The sequence below is a fragment of the Blastococcus xanthinilyticus genome (assembly GCF_008124835.1).
Classification (GTDB): domain Bacteria; phylum Actinomycetota; class Actinomycetes; order Mycobacteriales; family Geodermatophilaceae; genus Blastococcus; species Blastococcus xanthinilyticus.
Window position 1 is genome coordinate 127,082 of the sequence record NZ_VNHW01000010.1, and the last position, 18,180, is coordinate 145,261.

17 protein-coding genes and 1 tRNA gene are annotated in these 18,180 nt (G+C 73.9%); 16 read left to right on the forward strand and 2 right to left on the reverse strand.

The annotated features are described in order from the left end of the window. The first annotated feature begins 5 nt into the window (after positions 1-5). The 13 genes from BD833_RS15825 (at position 6) to BD833_RS15885 (ending at position 13,210) form a co-directional block, all read left to right on the forward strand. Positions 6-1,121, forward strand: coding sequence for a glycosyltransferase (locus tag BD833_RS15825; protein WP_166534101.1), 1,116 nt, complete (start codon positions 6-8; stop codon positions 1,119-1,121). Beyond that, complete coding sequence (locus tag BD833_RS15830) at positions 1,105-2,388, forward strand: lipopolysaccharide biosynthesis protein (protein ID WP_166534102.1); 1,284 nt, start codon at positions 1,105-1,107, stop codon at positions 2,386-2,388. Before BD833_RS15825 ends, BD833_RS15830 begins: the two co-directional genes overlap by 17 nt. A gap of 218 nt (positions 2,389-2,606) precedes the next feature. Beyond that, the gene (locus BD833_RS15835; RefSeq protein ID WP_166534103.1) at positions 2,607-4,118 is read left to right on the forward strand and encodes a tyrosine-protein kinase domain-containing protein; all 1,512 of its coding nucleotides are present in this window, start codon (positions 2,607-2,609) and stop codon (positions 4,116-4,118) included. Between the two features lie 465 nt (positions 4,119-4,583). Further along, complete coding sequence (locus tag BD833_RS15840) at positions 4,584-5,414, forward strand: SGNH/GDSL hydrolase family protein (protein ID WP_166534104.1); 831 nt, start codon at positions 4,584-4,586, stop codon at positions 5,412-5,414. Positions 5,415-5,483: 69 nt separating this feature from the next. Next, entirely contained in the window at positions 5,484-6,482 is a 999-nt protein-coding gene (locus BD833_RS15845) for a SurA N-terminal domain-containing protein (RefSeq protein ID WP_166534105.1), read from the forward strand. A gap of 4 nt (positions 6,483-6,486) precedes the next feature. After that, positions 6,487-7,413 carry a nucleoside triphosphate pyrophosphohydrolase gene (locus BD833_RS15850; RefSeq protein ID WP_166534106.1) on the forward strand — a complete coding sequence of 309 codons (927 nt, stop codon included), beginning with the start codon at positions 6,487-6,489 and terminating at the stop codon, positions 7,411-7,413. A gap of 211 nt (positions 7,414-7,624) precedes the next feature. After that, the gene (locus BD833_RS15855) at positions 7,625-8,830 is read left to right on the forward strand and encodes a mechanosensitive ion channel family protein (RefSeq protein ID WP_243737706.1); all 1,206 of its coding nucleotides are present in this window, start codon (positions 7,625-7,627) and stop codon (positions 8,828-8,830) included. Positions 8,831-8,891: 61 nt separating this feature from the next. Further along, entirely contained in the window at positions 8,892-10,169 is a 1,278-nt protein-coding gene (eno, locus tag BD833_RS15860; RefSeq protein ID WP_166534107.1) for a phosphopyruvate hydratase, read from the forward strand. A gap of 10 nt (positions 10,170-10,179) precedes the next feature. Next, on the forward strand, positions 10,180-10,740 hold the full coding sequence (locus BD833_RS15865) for a septum formation initiator family protein (protein ID WP_166534108.1): 561 nt from the start codon (positions 10,180-10,182) through the stop codon (positions 10,738-10,740). Between the two features lie 78 nt (positions 10,741-10,818). Then, a complete protein-coding gene (locus BD833_RS15870; RefSeq protein ID WP_166534109.1) occupies positions 10,819-11,334 on the forward strand; it encodes a DUF501 domain-containing protein in 516 nt (171 codons plus the stop codon). Then, entirely contained in the window at positions 11,331-12,287 is a 957-nt protein-coding gene (locus tag BD833_RS15875; RefSeq protein ID WP_208092706.1) for a Ppx/GppA phosphatase family protein, read from the forward strand. The genes BD833_RS15870 and BD833_RS15875 overlap by 4 nt, the downstream gene beginning before the upstream one ends. Positions 12,288-12,383: 96 nt before the next feature. Continuing rightward, complete coding sequence (locus tag BD833_RS15880; protein WP_279536023.1) at positions 12,384-13,124, forward strand: uracil-DNA glycosylase; 741 nt, start codon at positions 12,384-12,386, stop codon at positions 13,122-13,124. A gap of 12 nt (positions 13,125-13,136) precedes the next feature. Beyond that, positions 13,137-13,210, forward strand: a tRNA-Leu gene (locus BD833_RS15885). A gap of 21 nt (positions 13,211-13,231) precedes the next feature. On the opposite strand, the gene BD833_RS15890 is transcribed toward BD833_RS15885, so the two are convergent. Continuing rightward, entirely contained in the window at positions 13,232-14,122 is an 891-nt protein-coding gene (locus tag BD833_RS15890; protein ID WP_166534111.1) for a LysR family transcriptional regulator ArgP, read from the reverse strand. Positions 14,123-14,193: 71 nt separating this feature from the next. Here BD833_RS15890 and BD833_RS15895 point away from each other — a divergent pair, with 71 nt between their 5' ends. Both BD833_RS15895 and BD833_RS15900 read left to right on the forward strand, forming a co-directional pair. Continuing rightward, positions 14,194-14,811: a LysE/ArgO family amino acid transporter gene (locus BD833_RS15895; protein ID WP_166534112.1), complete on the forward strand. Its 618-nt coding sequence runs from the start codon at positions 14,194-14,196 to the stop codon at positions 14,809-14,811. 162 nt (positions 14,812-14,973) lie between these two features. Continuing rightward, entirely contained in the window at positions 14,974-15,810 is an 837-nt protein-coding gene (locus BD833_RS15900) for a Bax inhibitor-1/YccA family protein (protein WP_166534113.1), read from the forward strand. Positions 15,811-15,914: 104 nt separating this feature from the next. Here BD833_RS15900 and BD833_RS15905 read toward each other — a convergent pair whose 3' ends face one another. Beyond that, the gene (locus BD833_RS15905; RefSeq protein ID WP_166534114.1) at positions 15,915-17,117 is read right to left on the reverse strand and encodes an epoxide hydrolase family protein; all 1,203 of its coding nucleotides are present in this window, start codon (positions 17,115-17,117) and stop codon (positions 15,915-15,917) included. Positions 17,118-17,179: 62 nt separating this feature from the next. Between BD833_RS15905 and BD833_RS15910 the strand changes: the two genes are divergently transcribed. Beyond that, the gene (locus tag BD833_RS15910) at positions 17,180-18,139 is read left to right on the forward strand and encodes a helix-turn-helix transcriptional regulator (protein ID WP_166534115.1); all 960 of its coding nucleotides are present in this window, start codon (positions 17,180-17,182) and stop codon (positions 18,137-18,139) included. Positions 18,140-18,180 lie beyond the last annotated feature (41 nt).

The window sequence follows — 18,180 nt, forward strand, 5'->3', positions numbered from 1 at the left end:
GAACCGTGCTGATCAGCGTGCAACCGCACCTCCGCTTCGGCGGCGCGGAGCGGCAGACCGTCCTGCTCGCCAACGTCTTGCAGCGGCGGGGGAACCGCACCGCTGTCGTCCTCCACGAGAAGGTCGGCGGCCTGCTGCCCGAGCTGCACCCCGACGTCCGAATCGAGGCGCTCGGGCTGGACAACCATCTACTCACCCCCGTGGTCGCCCGGCGGCTGCGATCGCTGCTGGACCGGAAGTTCCGGGACGGTGAGAAGTCGATGGTGTCGCTGCACCTCTGGGGCAGCGTGCTCGCGGGCGCCCTGGCCGAGCGGCGCCGGGACGACGACTTCACGTTCGTCTACTACGAGGACCTCGATCCCTCTGAGCACGCTCGGTTCATCCGGCTCGGCGGGCTCAAGCAGCGGCTGGTGCGGCCGATCTACCGCCGCAGCGACGTCGTGGTGGCGAACACCGAGCGGGTGGCCGACGCGATGGTGCGCGTCTACGGTCTCGAGCGCCGTCCCCGGGTCATCAGCCCTGCCGTCGACCTCCTGGCCCTCCGCGCCGCCGCGGAGGCGCAGGGACCTGCCGCCGAGCGGGTGCGCCCGCTCAAGGTCGTCACCGTCGGCTCGCTGGTGCCCCTCAAGGGTCTCGATGTCGTCTACGAAGGGCTGCTCGCCTCCCGCCTGGAGGTCGAGTGGCACGTCATCGGCGAGGGGCCGCTCCGTGGGTGGCTGGACTCCCTGCCGGTCGACGGTCCAGTCGTCGTCCGGGCTCACGGCGGCACCCCCCGGCCCTACGAACTCGTCCGCGACGCCGACCTTCTGGTCCACGGCTCGCACTCGGAGGCGCTTGGGCTCGTCCTGCTCGAGGCCATCGGGGTCGGTGTGCCCGTGGTGAGCGCAGCCGCCCTGGGTCCGGCGGAGATCGCCGAGACGCTGGGCGACCGACCTGAGATCCTCAGCCTGTTCCCAGTGGGCCAGGCCGATGCGCTCGCCGTCCTGCTGAAGGAGCGCGCCGCGGAACTGGCCGGCACGCCGGGCCTCGACGAGATGCAGCGCCACATCGCCCGCTTCTCGATCGAGGCGACCGCCGACGCATGGACGGAGCTGGCCGACGAGCATGGCTGCTCCCTCTAGCAACGGGGGGCCGGCGGTCCGCGCGACGCTGCCGTGGCGGCGGCTCGCGTCCTTCGCCAGCCTGCCGTTGATCTCGCTGGTCTCCTCGGTGGTGATCATCCCGGTCATCGCCTCGGTCGCCGGCGCCCAGGGCTGGGCCGCTGTCGCGCTCGGCCAGGCCCTCGGCGCGGGTGCGGCGACCGTCCTGCAGTACGGCTGGGGGTTCACCGGGCCCACCCTGCTGGCGCCCCTCGGCCCCGCCGAACGGGCCCGTCTGCTGTGGGTCAGCACCCTGTCGCGACTGATGCTCGCCGTGATCCTCGTTCCGGCGGCGGCCGGGGTCGCCGCCTTCCTGGCGCCGGACGGCCGGGTGCTGCTCGCCGCCCTCACGACGGTGGCGACGGCGACGTTCGGGCTCTCGGCGTTCTGGTTCTTCGTCGGCACGGGGCGTGCAGGTCACGCCGCGCGGTACGAGACGGTGCCACGGTTGCTGGCGGTCTCGGGCTCCGCCGCGCTGGTGCTCGCGACCGGTGACCCCATCTACTACCCGGTGGTCTTCCTGGCCGGCCAGGTGCTGGCCCTGGGCTGGCTCACGGTGAAGCTGGCGTCGATCTCGTTCTCCGCGCAGACCTGGTCGGAGGCGTTCGCTGCCTTTCGCACCCAGCGCTTCGCAGCTGGCAGCGACGTCGTCGTCGCCGTCTCCCAGTCGGTGCCCACCAGCATCGTGGCCGGCGTCGCGCACGACGCGCTTGCCGTCTTCGCCGCGGGCGACCGGCTGCAGAAGCTCGCCCAGTCGGCGATCCAACCGCTGTTCAACGCCTTCCAGGGGTGGGTGTCGGAGTCGCCCCGGGAGAGCCGGGCGAGCCGAATGAAGCTGTCCGTCCTCGCCACCTCGGTCTCCGGGGTGCTCGTCGGCGCGGTTCTCGCGATCGGACTGCCACTCGTCGACGACGTGCTCTTCGCCGGTGAGGTGGAGGTGCGCTACGGCGTCGCCATCCCGGTCGGCATCGCGCTGGCGCTGTACTCGTTGACGTCGTCCATCAACTTCAACGTCCTGGCGCCGGCCGGGCGCACCGCGCACATCTTCCGCAGCACCGCTGCCGGTGCCGGCGTCTCCGTCGTCGCCGTCGGTTCCCTGGCGCACGAGTTCGGTGCACCGGGTGGCGCGTGGGCGATCGTCCTGGCGCAGCTGACCGTGCTCGTGGTCCAGCTCTCCGGACGTCGCCGTCCGCAGCGCGCCGGCGCTCCTGCGCCGGCCGAGGTCGCCGGTGGGGTGTCGGTCGCCTAGACATCACCCGAATGGTGCAGGCAGTCCCTGGATCGGGGGACGCGCGCATTCCAGCCGTGGCACGCTGTGTCCAGAGAAAATGGGCGTGGCAGTGGCCTTTCCGGCCAATTCACACATGGGGGTAGTTCGTGGATCCGAGGGCTGTGTGGTCCGCCCTGCGAAAGGGCTGGAAATTCTCCGTCGCGGGTCTGGTTCTCGGCGCCCTTCTCGGATTCGGCGTGGGCTTCGTCGTGGGCCCCAGCTATTCGACGAGCATGCAGTTCTTCGTCTCCACGACGGAATCGGCATCGACCTCCGAGGCGTTTCAGGGCTCTCAGCTCGCCCAGCAGCGGGTGGCGTCCTACGCCGACCTGCTGACCGGCAAGGAGCTGGGTGAGCGCGTCGCGCAGCGGCTGGACTCGGACATGGCTCCGGAGGAGCTGGCGGGCAAGGTCTCCGCCTCGACCGTCACCGGCACCATCCTCATCGACGTGACGGTCAGCGACTCCACCCCGGACCGGGCAGAGGAGATCGCCGAGGCGATCGGCATCGAGTTCCCCGAGCTCGTCGCCGACCTGGAGAATCCCACCGGTGAGGCGCAATCCCCGGTGTACGTGGCCCAGACCGACAAGCCGGGCGCTGCCTTCGCCCCCTCGCCTCCGCTGACGGTGCGCAACGCGCTGTTCGGCGCCGTCCTCGGACTTCTGGCCGGTGCCGCCCTCGCGATCACCCGGGTGCTTCTCGACCGCTCGGTCACCACCCAGGAGGACGTCGAGGAGCTCACCGGCGCCGCGGTGATCGGCATCGTCTTCCGGGACGACGCTCTGGATGAACGGCACACGTTCGAGCAGGTGGAGAGCCGCACTGCCGAGCACTACCGGCAGCTACGCACCAACCTGCAGTTCCTCAGCGTCGACGACCCTCCCGAGGTCATCATGGTGTCGAGCTCCGTTCCCGCCGAGGGAAAGACCACCATGGCGATCAACCTCGCCATCGCCCTCGCCGACGCCGGCCGCCGCGTCACCGTGGTGGAGGCCGATCTGCGTCGTCCCAAGGTGACCGAGTACCTGCAGCTGGTCTCCGGCGTCGGCCTGACCAACCTGTTGGCGGGGACCGCCGACGTCGACGACGTCGCCCAGCAGGTCGGCGACCGCGACCTGTACGTCATCGCTGCGGGCCCGACTCCGCCGAACCCGAGCGAGCTGCTCGGCTCGAGCAGCATGGCGGCGCTGCTGGAGAAGCTGCGCAGCGAGAACGACTACGTCATCGTCGACGCCGCGCCGCTGCTACCGGTCGCCGACTCCTGGGGCCTGGCCGCGCACACCGACGGCGTCCTCCTCTCCGTGCGCCACGGCAGTACCCGGATGGAGCAGCTCGCGGAGGCAGGCGTAGCGATCACGCGCGTGGGGGCCAAGCTGCTGGGCGTCGTGCTGAACATGGTCCCGCTCAAGGGGGAGCTGGCCGCCGCGCACGCCCAGGGCTACGACTACGGCTATGCCGCCCACCGGCGGCCGACCGGGTCGGCCGCCCCGTCTCCGTCGGCCGTGGCGGCGCGCCCCGGGGTGTCCGACGGCGCGGTCGCGAGGGTGCCCACCTCGGTGGCGCGCCCGCCGGCCGGGGGCGAGTGGAGCTTCATGGAGCCGGCCGGTCAGCGCGCGGCTCCGGTGCCGCCGGTCCCGGCCATCCCCAGGACCAACCGCGTCAAACCGCGCACGTTGCCAAAGTCGGCTCACCCCGATTCCGCTGGCTGACTGTCTTACTTTCCTGATCTTGGTCGTGGCGGGGTGGATGCGTGGAGGGCATGAGTGGTCTGCCGGTCGTATCCGGCTGCTCCACCTCGTGTCGTTCCTCACGCCGCACTGCGGCTGGGGCGGTCAAGTGGTGGCTGTGCCTGGTGGCCCGCAGGCGGTGGTGAAGAGCTGGGGCCAGGCGGTCTCCCACGGCCGGTACCGAAATCGTGGTGCGTAGCCGGCGAGCGGAGCGGGTCGGCCGGAGAACTTAATCAGCCGGACGCGGATCGTGGCGGTGATCGTCTTGGCGTCGAGCACCGAGGCCAGGGCCCCGGCGGCGCGGAAGAGGGCGGAAGAGGATGGATGCAATTGCGAGCGACTGACCCCGATGAGCGAGTCGCGCCCCCGTACCCGGCGAAGAAACCTAGCGTGGGCGCTCGCTGCGTCGGCCGAACGGGCCGTCGCCGAGTCATGGGATGTGGAGGAATGGGCATTCGGACTCGATGGAACCTCGTCGCTCTCGGGGCGGCCGTCTGCGTCCTCGTCACGGCGTCGTGTTCTTCGTCCGAGGCGCCGGATGGCCTCGCTGCCAGCAGCCTGCGCACCAGCGGGAGCTACCTGGCGTTGGGCGATTCACTTCCCTTCGGGTCGTACGACGGCGCAGGGGACGCGTACGAGGACGCCGACAACTTCGTCGGGTATCCACAGCTGGTCGGTGCGCAGCTCGGCCTCGCCGTGAGCAACGCGGCGTGTCCCGGAGAGACGACGGTGTCCTTCCGGGACGGCGGCTGCGGCTACCGGGACTCGTACCCGCTGCACCTGTCATACGGGTCGGCCGGTCAGTCGCAACTGGACTTCGCCCTGGAGAAGCTCGCTGAGCTTGACGACGTGGAGTTGGTGACGGTGCAGCTCGGTGCGAATGACGCGTTCGGGTGCCAGCGATCCACCCGGAGTCGCTGCACTGCTGCAACGGACGTGGAGGCATTCGCGCGGTCGGTACAGACGAACCTGGACTCGATCTTGTCGGCGCTGCGCGAGAAGGCGGGTTACGAAGGGCAGCTCGTCGTCGTGACGTACTACGTTCCCACCGCCGATGACGCGATCGAGCAGGCGCTCCGGGCCTTGGCCGAAGTGATCGACACGGTGGCAAGGGCCCACGACGCTGCCGTCGCGGACGGCTACGAGGCCTTCCGCGAGAAGGCCGAGGCGACCGGTGGCGATCCGGTCGAGGCGGGTCTCGTCTACCCGAACGACGTGCACCCCACCGACGCGGGACAGGAGCTGATCGCCGACGCGGTGCTGGCCGTAGTCAACTGAGTGAAGCGCGCACGAACTCGCCGCAACCGTCGACGCCGTGCGTCACCCCGGGTGTGGCAACCTGCGGGCGTGCTGAAAATCCGAGCTCGCCGGGTGGTCGTGTCCGGGTTTCTCCTGGCCGTCACGGTCTCCGGCCTGTCGGCGTGCCGGTCGGCCCCCGACGTGGCCGCGTACGTGGGCGACGAGCAGATCTCCGTCGACGAGCTCGAGGCGGCCGTGGCCGAACGGCTGTCGGACGAGTACCTGGCCCCCGTCGTCGGGGACAGCACGGACGAGCTGACCCGCCGGGTGCTGGGCCAGCTCCTCGAGGCCGAGGTGCACGACGCCGCCGCCGGGCGCTACGACGTCTCGGTCAGCGAGGGCGAGGTCACCCGGCAGGTCGAGCTGCTGCTGGGCGACGACGACCCCGAGCAGGTGTACGAGCAGCTCGCGCAGCAGCAGGGCGCGACCGCCGCCGACCTCCGCGAGGGCGTGCGCCAGCTGCTGCTGCGCCGCGAGATCGCCGCGGCGCAGGGCGGTGCCGAGGGGCTGGAGGAGACGGCGCTGCGCGCCCGCTACGACGAGGTGCGCGAGCAGCTGGCGCAGGTGGAGTTCGGCTACGTCACGGTGCCCGACCAGGCCACCGCGGACGCGGTTGCCGCCGAGCTGACCGCGAACCCGGCCGGGTACCCGGCGGTGGCCGCCCGGTTCCCCGGCCAGTACACGCTGGCCGAGCTGGACAGCGCGCCGGCCGCGCAGGTGCCGCCCGCACTCGGCCAGCAGCTCGTCACGGCCGCCCCGGGCACCGCGTTCACCGTGCCGGTCCCCGAGGCCGGCGGGGTCGTGGTGGCCTTCCGGGCGGGCACGACCTACCCGTCGTTCGAGGAGCTGCGCCCGCAGCTGGAGGCGGAGGCCGGCCAGGCGGTCGAGGAGGAGGTCCAGCCGCTGCTCGCCGACGTCCGGGACGACCTGGGCATCACGGTGAACCCGCGGTACGGCGTCCTCGGCGAGGACGGTCGGCTCGCGCCGCCGACCGGTGGCGTCGTGGACATCGTCGGGGACGGTGTCGCCGGCCCTTCGGCAGACTGAGCGGGTGCCGATCACCCTCGCCGTCAGCGTCAGCCCCCGGCTCCCCGGCCTGCTGAGCCCCGCCGGGTGGCGGGCGGTCTCGGCCGGCGGCCCGCTGGCCGCCCTGCCGGGTGCGGCGGGCACGGCCGCGGTGCTGCGGGCCGAGGGCTTCGCGGTCGCCGACGTGCCCGACCGGGCCGCGGCCGGCCGGCTGCCCGGGGACGTCGTGCTCCTCGTCCCGGCCGGCGGGGGAGCGGACGGCCCGGCTCCCGTCGACGGCGCCCCGGAGCCCGCCGGGGCCCGGCTGCTCGACGTCGTGGCGGTCATGGACCGGCTGCGCTCGCCCGGCGGCTGCCCCTGGGACGCCGAGCAGACCCACGCCTCGCTGCGCGGCTACCTGCTGGAGGAGGCGCACGAGGCCTACGACGCGATCGTCGACGACGACCCGGTCGGGATGCGGGAGGAGCTCGGCGACGTGCTGCTCCAGGTGGTCTTCCACGCCCGGGTGGCCGCCGAGGCCGCGCCGCAGCGCCGGTTCGACGTCGACGACGTGGCCGGTGACCTGGTGGACAAGCTGGTCCGCCGGCACCCGCACGTCTTCGGCGACGCCGGACCCCGTGACGTGGCGCAGGTCGAGGCCGGCTGGGAGGAGATCAAGAAGGCGGAGAAGCAACGCCGCTCGCCCACCGAGGGGGTCTCCCGCTCCCAGCCCGCCGCCTCGTGGGGCGCGGCCCTGGTGCGCCGGGCCGGGCGGGTGGGGCTGCCCACCCCCGAGCCGGCCGAGCTGGCCGACGCGAGCCCCGAGGCGCTCGGCGAGCGGCTGCTGGCCGTCGTGGCCGCCGCCGAGGCGCGCGGGTGGGACGTGGAGGACGCGCTCCGGGAGGCGGTGCGGCGCTACGCCGGGGAGCTGGACGCCGCGGCGCACCGACCCGACGGGGGGACGCCGGCCTGACGGACGGCGCCCGGCTGGCTAGCGTGGACCCCGCTCACCTGCGCTGATCCTGAGAGGAGCCGGTCCGCTGGCCGCCACGCTGTCCGCCCCCGCGACCGACCCGGTCGGGCCAGACGAGGCCGTCGAAGGCGTCTCCGGGCTGGTCCCGTCGGAGCCCTGGCAGGTCGCCCTCGTCCTGGTCGGCGCGGCCCTGGCGGCCTGGCTGCTCGGCGTGCTCATCGGCGTCGTCGTCCGCCGGGTGGGCCGCGGCTCACCGGTGACCGCCGACCTCTCCCGCCGGGGCCGCACCCCGCTGCGCGCGCTGCTGGTGCTGGTGGCGCTGACCGTGGTCCTGGAGGCGGCCGACGACCTCGGCGACTGGACGGAGGTCGTCGTCCACGTGCTGGCCCTGGCGGTGATCGCGACCGTCGGTTGGCTGGTCGCGGTGGCCGTCTTCGTCGCGGCCGACGCCTGGCTGGCCCGCTACGACGTCGACGTCGCGGACAACCGGCACGCCCGGCGGGTGCGCACCCAGATCTCGCTGCTGCGCCGGCTGGTCGTGGTCCTCGTCGCCGTGCTGACCCTCGCGGCGATGCTGTTGACCTTCCCCGGGGCGCGGGCGGCCGGCGCCAGCATCCTGGCCAGCGCGGGCGTCATCTCCATCGTCGCCGGCCTGGCCGCCCAGACCTCGCTGGCCAACGTCTTCGCCGGCCTGCAGCTGGCGTTCACCGACGCCATCCGGGTGGACGACGTGGTCGTCGTGGAGGAGGAGTGGGGGCGGATCGAGGAGATCACCCTCACCTACGTCGTCGTGCACGTCTGGGACGACCGGCGCCTGGTGCTGCCCTCGACGTACTTCACCACCACGCCGTTCGAGAACTGGACGCGCAAGGAGTCCGCCGTGCTCGGCGCGGTCGAGTTGGACGTGGACTGGACGACGCCGTTCGACCGCATGCGCGAGGAGCTCGACCGGCTCGTCGCCGGGGACGAGAACTGGGACGAGCGGGTCAAGGTCCTGCAGGTGACCGACGCCGTCGGCTCCCTGGTGCGGGTGCGGGTGCTGGTCAGCGCCCAGGACGCGGGGACGCTGTGGGACCTGCGCTGCGCCGTCCGGGAGGGGCTGGTCGGCTGGCTGCAGCGGGAGGCCCCGCACGCGCTGCCGAGGGTCCGCAACGAGGGCGCGCCCGGCTACGAGGTCGCCGGGCGGCGCGGGCCGCGACCGGCTCCGGACCCGCGCACCGCCCCGCGCCCGGCCCGGCCGGCCGACCGGGGGCCGGCTGCCGGGGAGGGGCTGTTCACCGGCAGCCTGGAGGCGCGCCGGCGCTCGCAGGCGTTCGCCGGCCCGAGCGAGGAGGACCAGGCCGAGCGCGCCCGGCACGACCGGTCGGCCGCGGACGGGGGCACCGCGGAGCAGAAGACCGTCCCGCCGGCGCACTGATCCGGGCGGGTACGGCCGGGTGAACGCCGCACCGGGCGTTCGGGCTGGTTAGGCTGCCCCCGTGCCGAGCATCGATGCCGTAGGCGCGCGGGAGATCCTCGACTCGCGCGGAAACCCCACCGTGGAGGTCGAGGTCGCCCTCGACGACGGGACGATCGCCCGGGCCGCCGTGCCCAGCGGCGCCTCCACGGGCGCCTTCGAGGCGGTCGAGCTGCGGGACGGGGGGGACCGCTACGGCGGCAAGGGCGTGACCAAGGCCGTCGACGGCGTCCTCGACGTCATCGGCCCCGAGCTGGTCGGCTACGAGGCCACCGAGCAGCGGCTGGTCGACCAGCGGCTGATCGACCTCGACGGCACGCCGGACAAGTCGCGCCTGGGCGCGAACGCCATCCTCGGCGTCAGCCTCGCCGTGGCCCGGGCCGCCGCTGACTCCACCGGCCTGCCGCTGTTCCGCTACGTCGGCGGCCCGTCGGCGCACCTGCTGCCCGTGCCGATGATGAACATCCTCAACGGGGGAGCGCACGCCGACAGCAACGTCGACGTCCAGGAGTTCATGATCGCTCCGATCGGCGCCGGCAGCTTCGCCGAGGCGCTGGCCATGGGCACCGAGACCTACCACGCGCTGAAGGGCGTCCTGAAGGGCCGCGGGCTGGCCACCGGCCTCGGCGACGAGGGCGGCTTCGCCCCCGACCTCCCGAGCAACCGCGACGCGCTGGACCTGATCGCCGAGGCGGTCGAGAAGGCCGGCTACGCGCTGGGCACGGACATCGCGTTCGCCCTGGACGTGGCCGCGACCGAGTTCCACACCGACGGGGGCTACGACTTCGAGGGCCAGTCCCGCTCGGCGGAGTACCTGGTCGACTACTACCGCGGCCTGGTCGACGCCTACCCGATCGTCTCCATCGAGGACCCGCTCTCGGAGGAGGACTGGGACGGCTGGATCGCGATGACCGCCGCCCTCGGGGACCGGGTGCAGATCGTGGGCGACGACCTGTTCGTCACCAACCCGACGCGGCTGGCCGACGGCATCGCCCGCGGCGCGGCCAACGCGCTGCTGGTGAAGGTGAACCAGATCGGCACGCTGACCGAGACCCTGGACGCGGTCAACCTGGCCCACCGCAACGGCTACCGCTGCATGATGAGCCACCGCTCGGGCGAGACCGAGGACACCACGATCGCCGACCTCGCCGTGGCCACCGACTGCGGTCAGATCAAGACCGGCGCCCCGGCCCGCAGCGAGCGGGTGGCCAAGTACAACCAGCTGCTGCGCATCGAGGAGGAGCTGGACGACGCCGCCCGCTACGCCGGTGCCGCCGCCTTCCCGCGGCTGAACGGCTGAGCAGGGGGCGATGAGCAGCGTTCGGGGCCGGCGGGGCGGGCCCGCGGCCGACGGACGGCGCGCCACCGGCCGGGTCCCGCGGGTGCACTCCACCCGGCCGGTGCGCGCCGGCCTGCGGTCGACCGCGTCCAGCCGCCCCGGCCGGCGGCGGCCCAGCCGCCGGCCCGAACGCCGTCCCGCCGCGGCGGCCCGCCGCAGCCCGCTGTTCACCGGCCGGGCGGTCGTGCTGGTGGGGCTGGTGCTGCTCCTCGCCCTCACCCTGGCCGGACCCATCCGGCAGTACCTCGCCGGCCAGGCCGAGCTGACCCGGCTGGCCGCCGAGGGCGAGGCGCTCGACCGGCGGGCCGCCGACCTGGCGGCCCAGCTGGAGCGGCAGTCCAGCCCGGCGTACGCCGAGCGGCAGGCCCGCGCGCGGCTGGCCTACGTGCTCCCCGGCGACCGGCTGGTGGTCGTGGTGGACGGGGAGGCCGTCGACGGCGATGCCGGCACGCTGGCCGAGGCGGTCGCCGAGCCCGAGCCGGTGCCCTGGTACGAGGGGCTGATGAGCTCGGTGGCCGACGCCGACGGGTGAGGACGTCCGACGGGCCGTCGCAGCCCGTCGCCGGGGGCCGGACGCCGGTCCGCCGGAACTCTCCCGCACACTCATCCGGTGGACGAACGCGTGAGCGACACCGACCGCGAGGTCGTCGCCCGGCAGCTCGGGCGGCCGCCGCGCGCGCTGGTCGGGGTGGCGCACCGCTGCCCGTGCGGCCAGCCCGACGTGGTCGAGACCTCGCCGCGGCTGGAGGACGGCACCCCGTTCCCGACGCTGTACTACCTGACCTGCCCGCGGGCGTCGGCCGCGGCCAGCCGGCTGGAGTCCGCCGGCCGGATGCGGGAGTGGCAGGAGGAGCTGGCCACCGACCAGGAGCTGGCCGCCGGGTACCGCGCGGCGCACGAGGCCTACCTGCACGAGCGCGACGCGCGGGACGTGCTGCCCACCTGCGCCACCGCCGGCGGGATGCCCGACCGGGTGAAGTGCCTGCACGCGCTGGCCGGCCACGCGCTCGCCGCCGGCCCCGGGGTCAACCCGATCGGCGACCGCGCGGTCGAGGGCATGGGGGAGTGGTGGGCCAAGGGGCCCTGCGCGCTGCCCGACGGCGGGACGGACGGGGACGGCGCGTGACGCGGGTGGCCGCCATCGACTGCGGCACCAACTCCATCCGGCTGCTGGTGGCCGACGTGCCGGCGTCCGGCGGGCACGCCGACCTGCTCCGCCGGATGGAGGTCGTCCGGCTCGGGCAGGGCGTCGACGCCACCGGCCGGCTGGCGCCGGAGGCGATCGAGCGCACCCGGCTGGTCCTCGCCGAGTACGCGGCGCAGGCCCGGGAGCTCGGCGCCGCGGACGTCCGGATGGTCGCCACGAGCGCCACCCGGGACGCGGCCAACCGGGCCGACTTCGAGCAGATGGTGCAGGCCACCCTGGGCCGCACGCCGGACGTGGTGACCGGCCGGGAGGAGGCGGAGCTGTCCTTCCTCGGCGCCACCGGTTCGGTCGACGCGGCGGCGGCCGCGCACGGGTTGCAGCCGCCGCGGGCGCCCTACCTGGTGGTGGACATCGGTGGCGGATCGACCGAGTTCGTCCTCGGCGACGCCGACGGTGTGCGAGCCGCGCGGTCGGTGGACATCGGCTGCGTCCGGCTCACCGAGCGGCACCTGCGCGACGACCCGCCCACCGCCGACCAGGTCGGCCGGGCCGAGCGGGACATCCGGGCCGCGCTGGCCGACGTCGCCGCGGAGGTGCCGGTGGGCCGGGCGGCGAGCCTGGTCGGGCTGGCCGGCTCGGTGACCACCGTGGCGGCGCTGGCCCTGGGCCTGCCGGGCTACGACTCCACCGCCATCCACGGCTCCCGCATCCCGGTCGGCGACGTCCGGCGGGTCTCCGCCGACCTGCTGGCGGCCACCCGGGCGCGCCGCGCCGCCGAACCGGTCATGCACCCCGGCCGGGTCGACGTCATCGGCGCCGGGGCGCTCATCCTGCGGGTGCTCATGGACGAGTTCGGCCTGGCCGAGGTGACGGTGAGCGAGCACGACATCCTCGACGGCATCGCCCTGCGGCTGGCCCGTGACCAGGCATAGGAAGCTATGCCTGCGGTTTCGGCGCCCAGAACGCATGCATAGCTTCCTATGCCGGTAGACGCCGGGGGCTTTCCGGTCACGCGGACCCCGGCCGGCGTGGTGCGCAGCGCGCGGGCGGTCCGGGAGCTCGCCGTCCTCGACGACCGGATCTCCGGGTGCTACGCCTGCCCCCGGCTGGTCGCCTGGCGGGAGGAGGTCGCGCGGGTCAAGCGCGCCTCGTTCCGCTACCAGGACTACTGGGGGCGGCCGGTGCCGGGGCTCGGCCCGGCGGACGCGCGGATCGCCGTCGTCGGGCTGGCACCCGCCGCGCACGGCGGGAACCGGACCGGCCGGGTGTTCACCGGCGACCGCAGCGGCGACTGGATCTTCGCCGCGCTCTGGCGCGCCGGGCTGGCCAGCCAGCCGACGTCGACGCACATCGGCGACGGGCTTGAGCTCACCGACGTGCGGGTGGCCGCGGCGGTGCGCTGCGCCCCGCCGGCCAACGCGCCGACGCCGGAGGAGCGGGACACCTGCTCACCCTGGCTCGCCCGGGAGCTGGAGCTGCTGCCCCGGCTGCGGGTGGTCGTGGTGCTGGGTGGGTTCGGCTGGACGGCGCTGTGGCCGGTGCTCGCCGCCGCCGGGTACGCGCTGCCCCGCCCCCGGCCGGCGTTCGGGCACGGCGTCGAGGTGGAGCTGGCCGGGCCGCGCGGGCCGCTGACCCTGCTGGGCAGCTACCACGTGAGCCAGCAGAACACCTTCACCGGCAGGCTCACCGAGCCGATGCTCGACGCCGTCCTCTCCCGCGCCACCGCGCTGGCGGTGACCGGCGCGGAGGAGCCCGGCCGTTCCGGCTAGCGTGCGGAGCGCGCCCCCGTAGCCCAATCGGCAGAGGCAGGCCCCTTAAAAGGGTCCCAGCGTCGGTTCGAACCCGACCGGGGGCACCGCGGAGCCGGTCGGCCCGGTCAGCCCCCGAGCCGGGCGCGGGCGGCATGGACCAGCGCCTCGGCGACCCGGTCGAGCGGGGCGGACCGCAGCCGCCACTGCTGCCAGTGCAGCTCCACGTCGATGGCGCCGCCGGGGTCGAAGGAGGCGATCGGCCGCGTCTCCCCGAGGAGCTGCCGGTCGTCGAGCTGGAGCTCGGGCAGCATGCCCCAGCCGAACCCGAAGGCGACGGCGGAGAGGAAGTCCGCCGACGAGGGGATGTGGTGGACGGGCACGTCGGCCGTCGTCCCGAGGTGCCGGCGCAGATAGGCGTGCTGGAGGTCGTCGCGGCGGTCGAAGACCACCACCGGGGCCCGCCGCAGCGCCGCGGGGTCCGGGCCGTGGGGGAACCAGCGGTCGGCGAACCCGGGAGCGGCGCACGGGAGGTACCGCATCCGGCCGAGCGGGGTCACCCGGCAGCCGGCCACCGGCTCGGCGTCGGAGGTCACCGCGCCCATCACGGTGCCGGCCCGCAGCAGCGAGCTGGTGTGCGACTGGTCGGAGCTGTGCAGGTCGAGGCAGATCTCCTCGGCCAGCGGCGCGAGCGCCGGGAGCGCCCAGGTGGCCATCGAGTCCGCGTTGACCGCGATCGGCACCACCGCGACGCCGGTGCCCGCCGGGTCGAGCTGCCGGCCGGTGTCGGCGACGAGGAGACCGACCTGGCGGGCCAGCCGCAGCACGGGTTCGCCGGCGGCGGTGACGGCCGCCGGTCGCGTGCGCTGCACCAGCACCCGGCCGGTGGCGACCTCCAGGGCGCGCAGCCGCTGGGAGACCGCGGACGGCGTGACGTGCAGCCGGCGGGCGGCGGCCTCGAGCGTGCCCTCGTCGATCACCGCGACCAGCGTGCGCAGCTGCGCGAGGTCCACGTCCACGACAGGAAGTCTAACGGTGGGTAAGAATCTTCAGCTGGACTGTCGATGCCGCCGTCCCTAGCGTCGGATCCATGACGACCGGACTGCTGGCTGCGGCGACCGGGCTCGGGATGGGCCTCTCGCTCATCGTGGCCATCGGGGCGCAGAACGCCTTCGTCCTGCGCCAGGGGTTGCGACTGGAGCACGTGACCGCGGTGGTCGCGGTGTGCGCGGTCTCCGACGCCGTCCTCATCCTCGCCGGCGTGGCCGGCAACTCCTGGCTCGCCGCCCGGCTGCCCGACGCGATCACCGCCATCCGGCTCGGCGGCGCGGCCTTCCTGCTCGGCTACGCCGCCCTGGCCGCCCGCCGGGCCCTGCGGCCGTCGGCGATCGCCGTCGATGCCGGAGGCACCCGCAACGGCCTGCTGGCCACCGTGCTGACCTGCCTGGCGCTCACCTGGCTGAACCCGCACGTCTACCTCGACACCGTGCTGCTGCTGGGCTCGGTGGCCGACAGCCACGGCGCCGCGCGGTGGTGGTTCGGCGTCGGTGCGGCCGTGGGCAGCATCATCTGGTTCGGCGCGCTCGGCTACGGCGCGCGCCTGCTCCGCCCGCTGTTCGCCCGCCCGGCGGCCTGGCGGGTCCTCGACGCCGGAATCGCCGTCGTCATGGCCGCGCTCGGGGCCACGTTGCTCGCCAGCGCGATCTGACGCCGGGACGCTGCCCCGTCTCCCCTTCTCGTGTGCGGTCCGCCACCCGGTCGAGGGGATCCGGACGGTGCGGAACGCTCCGGGCGTGTCGGGCGTTGACCTGACCGAGTGGAGTGCGTCAAGTTGGCTCCACGACCCAGAAGTCACCTCGAGGAGATGACGATGCCCAGTAAGAACCCGGCGTTCAGCCGAGGGTTCGGGAACAACGCCGGCCCCGGCCAGCAGTACGCCGGTTGGGGCAACGCGCCCCAGTACGGCGCCCCGCAGTACGGCGCCCCGGCGCCCCAGCAGGACGCGTACACCGCGCCGTCGCCGTACGGCACGACTCCCGACACCCGCTACATGACGATGGACGACGTCGTCCAGAAGACGGGTCTGTCCTTCCTCGTCACCGTCCTGTCCGCGGCCGCGGTCTGGGCGATGCCCGGCCAGGCCGCCTGGGGCCTGGCGCTCCCGGCCGTCCTGGTCGCCTTCGTGCTCGGCCTGGTGATCTCGTTCAAGCAGATCGCCAACCCGGTCGCGACGCTGGCCTACGGCGCGCTCTACGGTGTCGCGCTGGGCGCGATCAGCGAGGCGTTCAACGACGTCTACCCGGGCATCGTGATGCAGGCGCTGATCGGCACGTTCGGTGTCTTCGCCGGCATGCTGGTGGTCTACAAGACCGGTGCCATCCGCGTCACCCCGAAGCTCACCCGCTGGGTCGTGGGCGCCCTCGTCGGCGCGCTCGTGCTGCTGGTCGTCAACTTCGTGGTGGGCATGTTCACCACCGGTGACCCGCTCGGCCTGCGCGATGGCGGTGCCGTGGCGATCGGCTTCAGCCTGCTGATGATCGGCATCGCGGCGTTCATGCTGCTGCTGGATTTCGACATGGCCGACGAGGCCATCCGTCGTGGAGCTCCCGCGAAGTTCGCCTGGTACGTGGCCTTCGGCCTCCTGGTGACCGTCGTGTGGCTCTACATCGAGATCCTGCGGCTGCTGTCCTACCTCCAGGAGGACTGACCCGCACCCGCACCACCGAACAGTGGCCCGGCCCCGCGAGGGGGCCGGGCCACTGTCGTTCCCGGGGGTCCAGTCGTTCCCGGGGTTCAGCCGTCCGCGGGGATTCAGCCGAGAGCGCGGAAGAAGGCGCGGACGTCGGTCACGAACGCCTCGGGCCGCTCCATCGCGAGGAAGTGGCCACCGCGGTCGAGCTCGGTCCACCGCACCACGGTGTGCTCCCGCTCGGCGAATGCCCGCACGGTGACGTCGTTCGCGGACAGCAGGAAGCCGGTCGGGACGGTACCGCGCTGCGGTGCCCACCCCCCGTCGCCGGTACCCTCCCAGCCCGTCGCCTCCTCGTCCGGTCCCTGGCTCCAGGCGGCCGGGTTCATCGCCTCGAAGTACACCTGGGCGGAGGACCCCGCCGTCCGCGTGAACCAGTAGAGGGAGACCCCCGTCAGGATGCGGTCCCGGTCGACGGCGTCCTCCGGTGGCCCGTCGGCCGGCAGATCGGCCAGCCGCTGGAACATCTCCACGATCCAGGCGAGCTGCCCGGCGGGTGAGTCGGTCAGCGCGTAGGCGAGCGTCTGCGGCGACTTCGACTGGATCTGCAGGTAGCCGTCGTTGTACTCCTGCATGCGTTCCCATCGCCGGCGGTCGGCCCCGTCGAGCCGCTCGACGTCCTCATCGCCCAGCGGGACGGTGATCGCCGCGTTCAGGTGCACGCCGAGGACGTGCTCGCCGTCCTGCCGGCCGAGCTCGGGAGCGACGAACGAGCCGGTGTCCCCGCCCTGCACGCCGTACCGGCCGTACCCGAGGCCGGACATGAGGGCGGCGAGGATCCGGCCGGTCCGGGCCGCGTCCATCCCCGGTCCGGCGAGCGGGGTCGAGAACCCGAAGCCCGGCATCGACGGGATCACCACGGAGAAGGCGTCCGCCGGGTCTCCGTCGTGCGCGCGCGGATCGGTGAGCGGACCGATGACGTCGAGGAAGTCGGCGACCGTGCTCGGCCAGCCGTGCAGGAGGAGCAGCGGGGTTGCGGCCGGCTCGGGCGAGCGCACGTGCAGGAAGTGGATCGGCTGGCCGTCGATCGTGGTGACGAACTGCGGGAACGTGTTCAGGTGCGCCTCGTGCGCCCGCCAGTCGTACCTCGTACACCAGTGCTCCGCGAGGACCTGCAGGGGAGCCTGCGGCACGCCTCGCGTCCAGCCGACTCCTGGCAGGTCGCCGGGCCACCGGGTGCGTGCCAGGCGGCCGCGCAGGTCGTCGACGTCCTCCTGGGGCACGTCGATGCGGAACGGGCGGATGTCCAGGGGCGATGAGGTCATGCCGGGACGTTAGGAGGCGCTTAGGACAGCAGCGGTCCCAAGCTGTCGGGCATCCTCATCCCGTGCTCGAGACCTCGGCCCGGCTGCTGCGACTGCTCTCGCTGCTGCAGGCCCACCGCGACTGGTCCGGCGCCGCCCTCGCCGAACGGCTCGGTGTCACGACCCGCACCGTCCGCCGCGACGTCGACCGGCTCCGGGAGCTGGGATACCCCGTGCAGGCGTTGCAGGGGCGGGCGGGCTACCGCCTCGGCGCGGGGGCGGCGCTGCCGCCGTTGCTGCTCGACGACGACGAGGCGGTGGCCGTCGTCGTCGGCCTGCGCACGGCGTCCGCCGGCTCGGTCGCCGGGATCGAGGAGACCTCGCTGCGTGCGCTCGCCAAACTGGAGGCGGTGCTGCCGTCCCGATTGCGCGACCGGGTGCAGACGCTGGCGCGGGCCACCGTGCGCACCGGGACGGCGCCCGGGCCGCAGGTCTCGGCCGACGCGCTGGTGGTGATCGCCGACGCCTGCCGGCGCTCCGAGCGGCTCCGACTGGACTACACCACAGCCACCGGCGCGGAGAGCCGGCGGACCGTCGAGCCGCACCGCCTGGTGAACTTCGGCCGGCACTGGTACCTGGTCGCCTGGGACCTCGACCGGCAGGACTGGCGCAGCTTCCGGGTGGACCGGATCGTGCCGCGGCCGCCGACGGGGCCGCGGGTACCGCCGCGCGACCCGCCCGACGGGGACGTCGCCGCCTACCTGGCGCGGCAGCTGTCGGCGCGGGCCTGGCCGCGCCGGGCGACGATCCAGGTGAGCGAACCCGCCGACGCGGTGAGCGCCCGCATCTGGCCGGGCATGGGGGTCGTGACACCGGTCGACGAGCGCACCTGCTCGGTGCACCTGGGAGCGGACACCGCGGCCGGGCTGGTGTGGATGATCACCTCGCTCGACGCCGACTTCCGCCTGATCGAGGGCCCACCGGAGCTCGCCGCAGCCTTCCGGGACCAGGCTCGCCGCTGCCGGGAGGCCGTCGGCGGCTGATGGCGGGGCGTCACCGCCCGTGCACCCGCCCGGCGCGGTGG

Bases quoted from the DNA above. Each gene is read 5' to 3' on its own strand.
- BD833_RS15895 (WP_166534112.1), top strand. From the start codon at position 14,194: ATGACGACCGGACTGCTGGCTGCGGCGACCGGGCTCGGGATGGGCCTC.
- BD833_RS15840 (WP_166534104.1), top strand. From the start codon at position 4,584: ATGGGCATTCGGACTCGATGGAACCTCGTCGCTCTCGGGGCGGCCGTC.
- BD833_RS15865 (WP_166534108.1), top strand. From the start codon at position 10,180: ATGAGCAGCGTTCGGGGCCGGCGGGGCGGGCCCGCGGCCGACGGACGG.
- BD833_RS15900 (WP_166534113.1), top strand. From the start codon at position 14,974: ATGCCCAGTAAGAACCCGGCGTTCAGCCGAGGGTTCGGGAACAACGCC.
- BD833_RS15905 (WP_166534114.1), bottom strand. From the start codon at position 17,117: ATGACCTCATCGCCCCTGGACATCCGCCCGTTCCGCATCGACGTGCCC.
- BD833_RS15830 (WP_166534102.1), top strand. From the start codon at position 1,105: ATGGCTGCTCCCTCTAGCAACGGGGGGCCGGCGGTCCGCGCGACGCTG.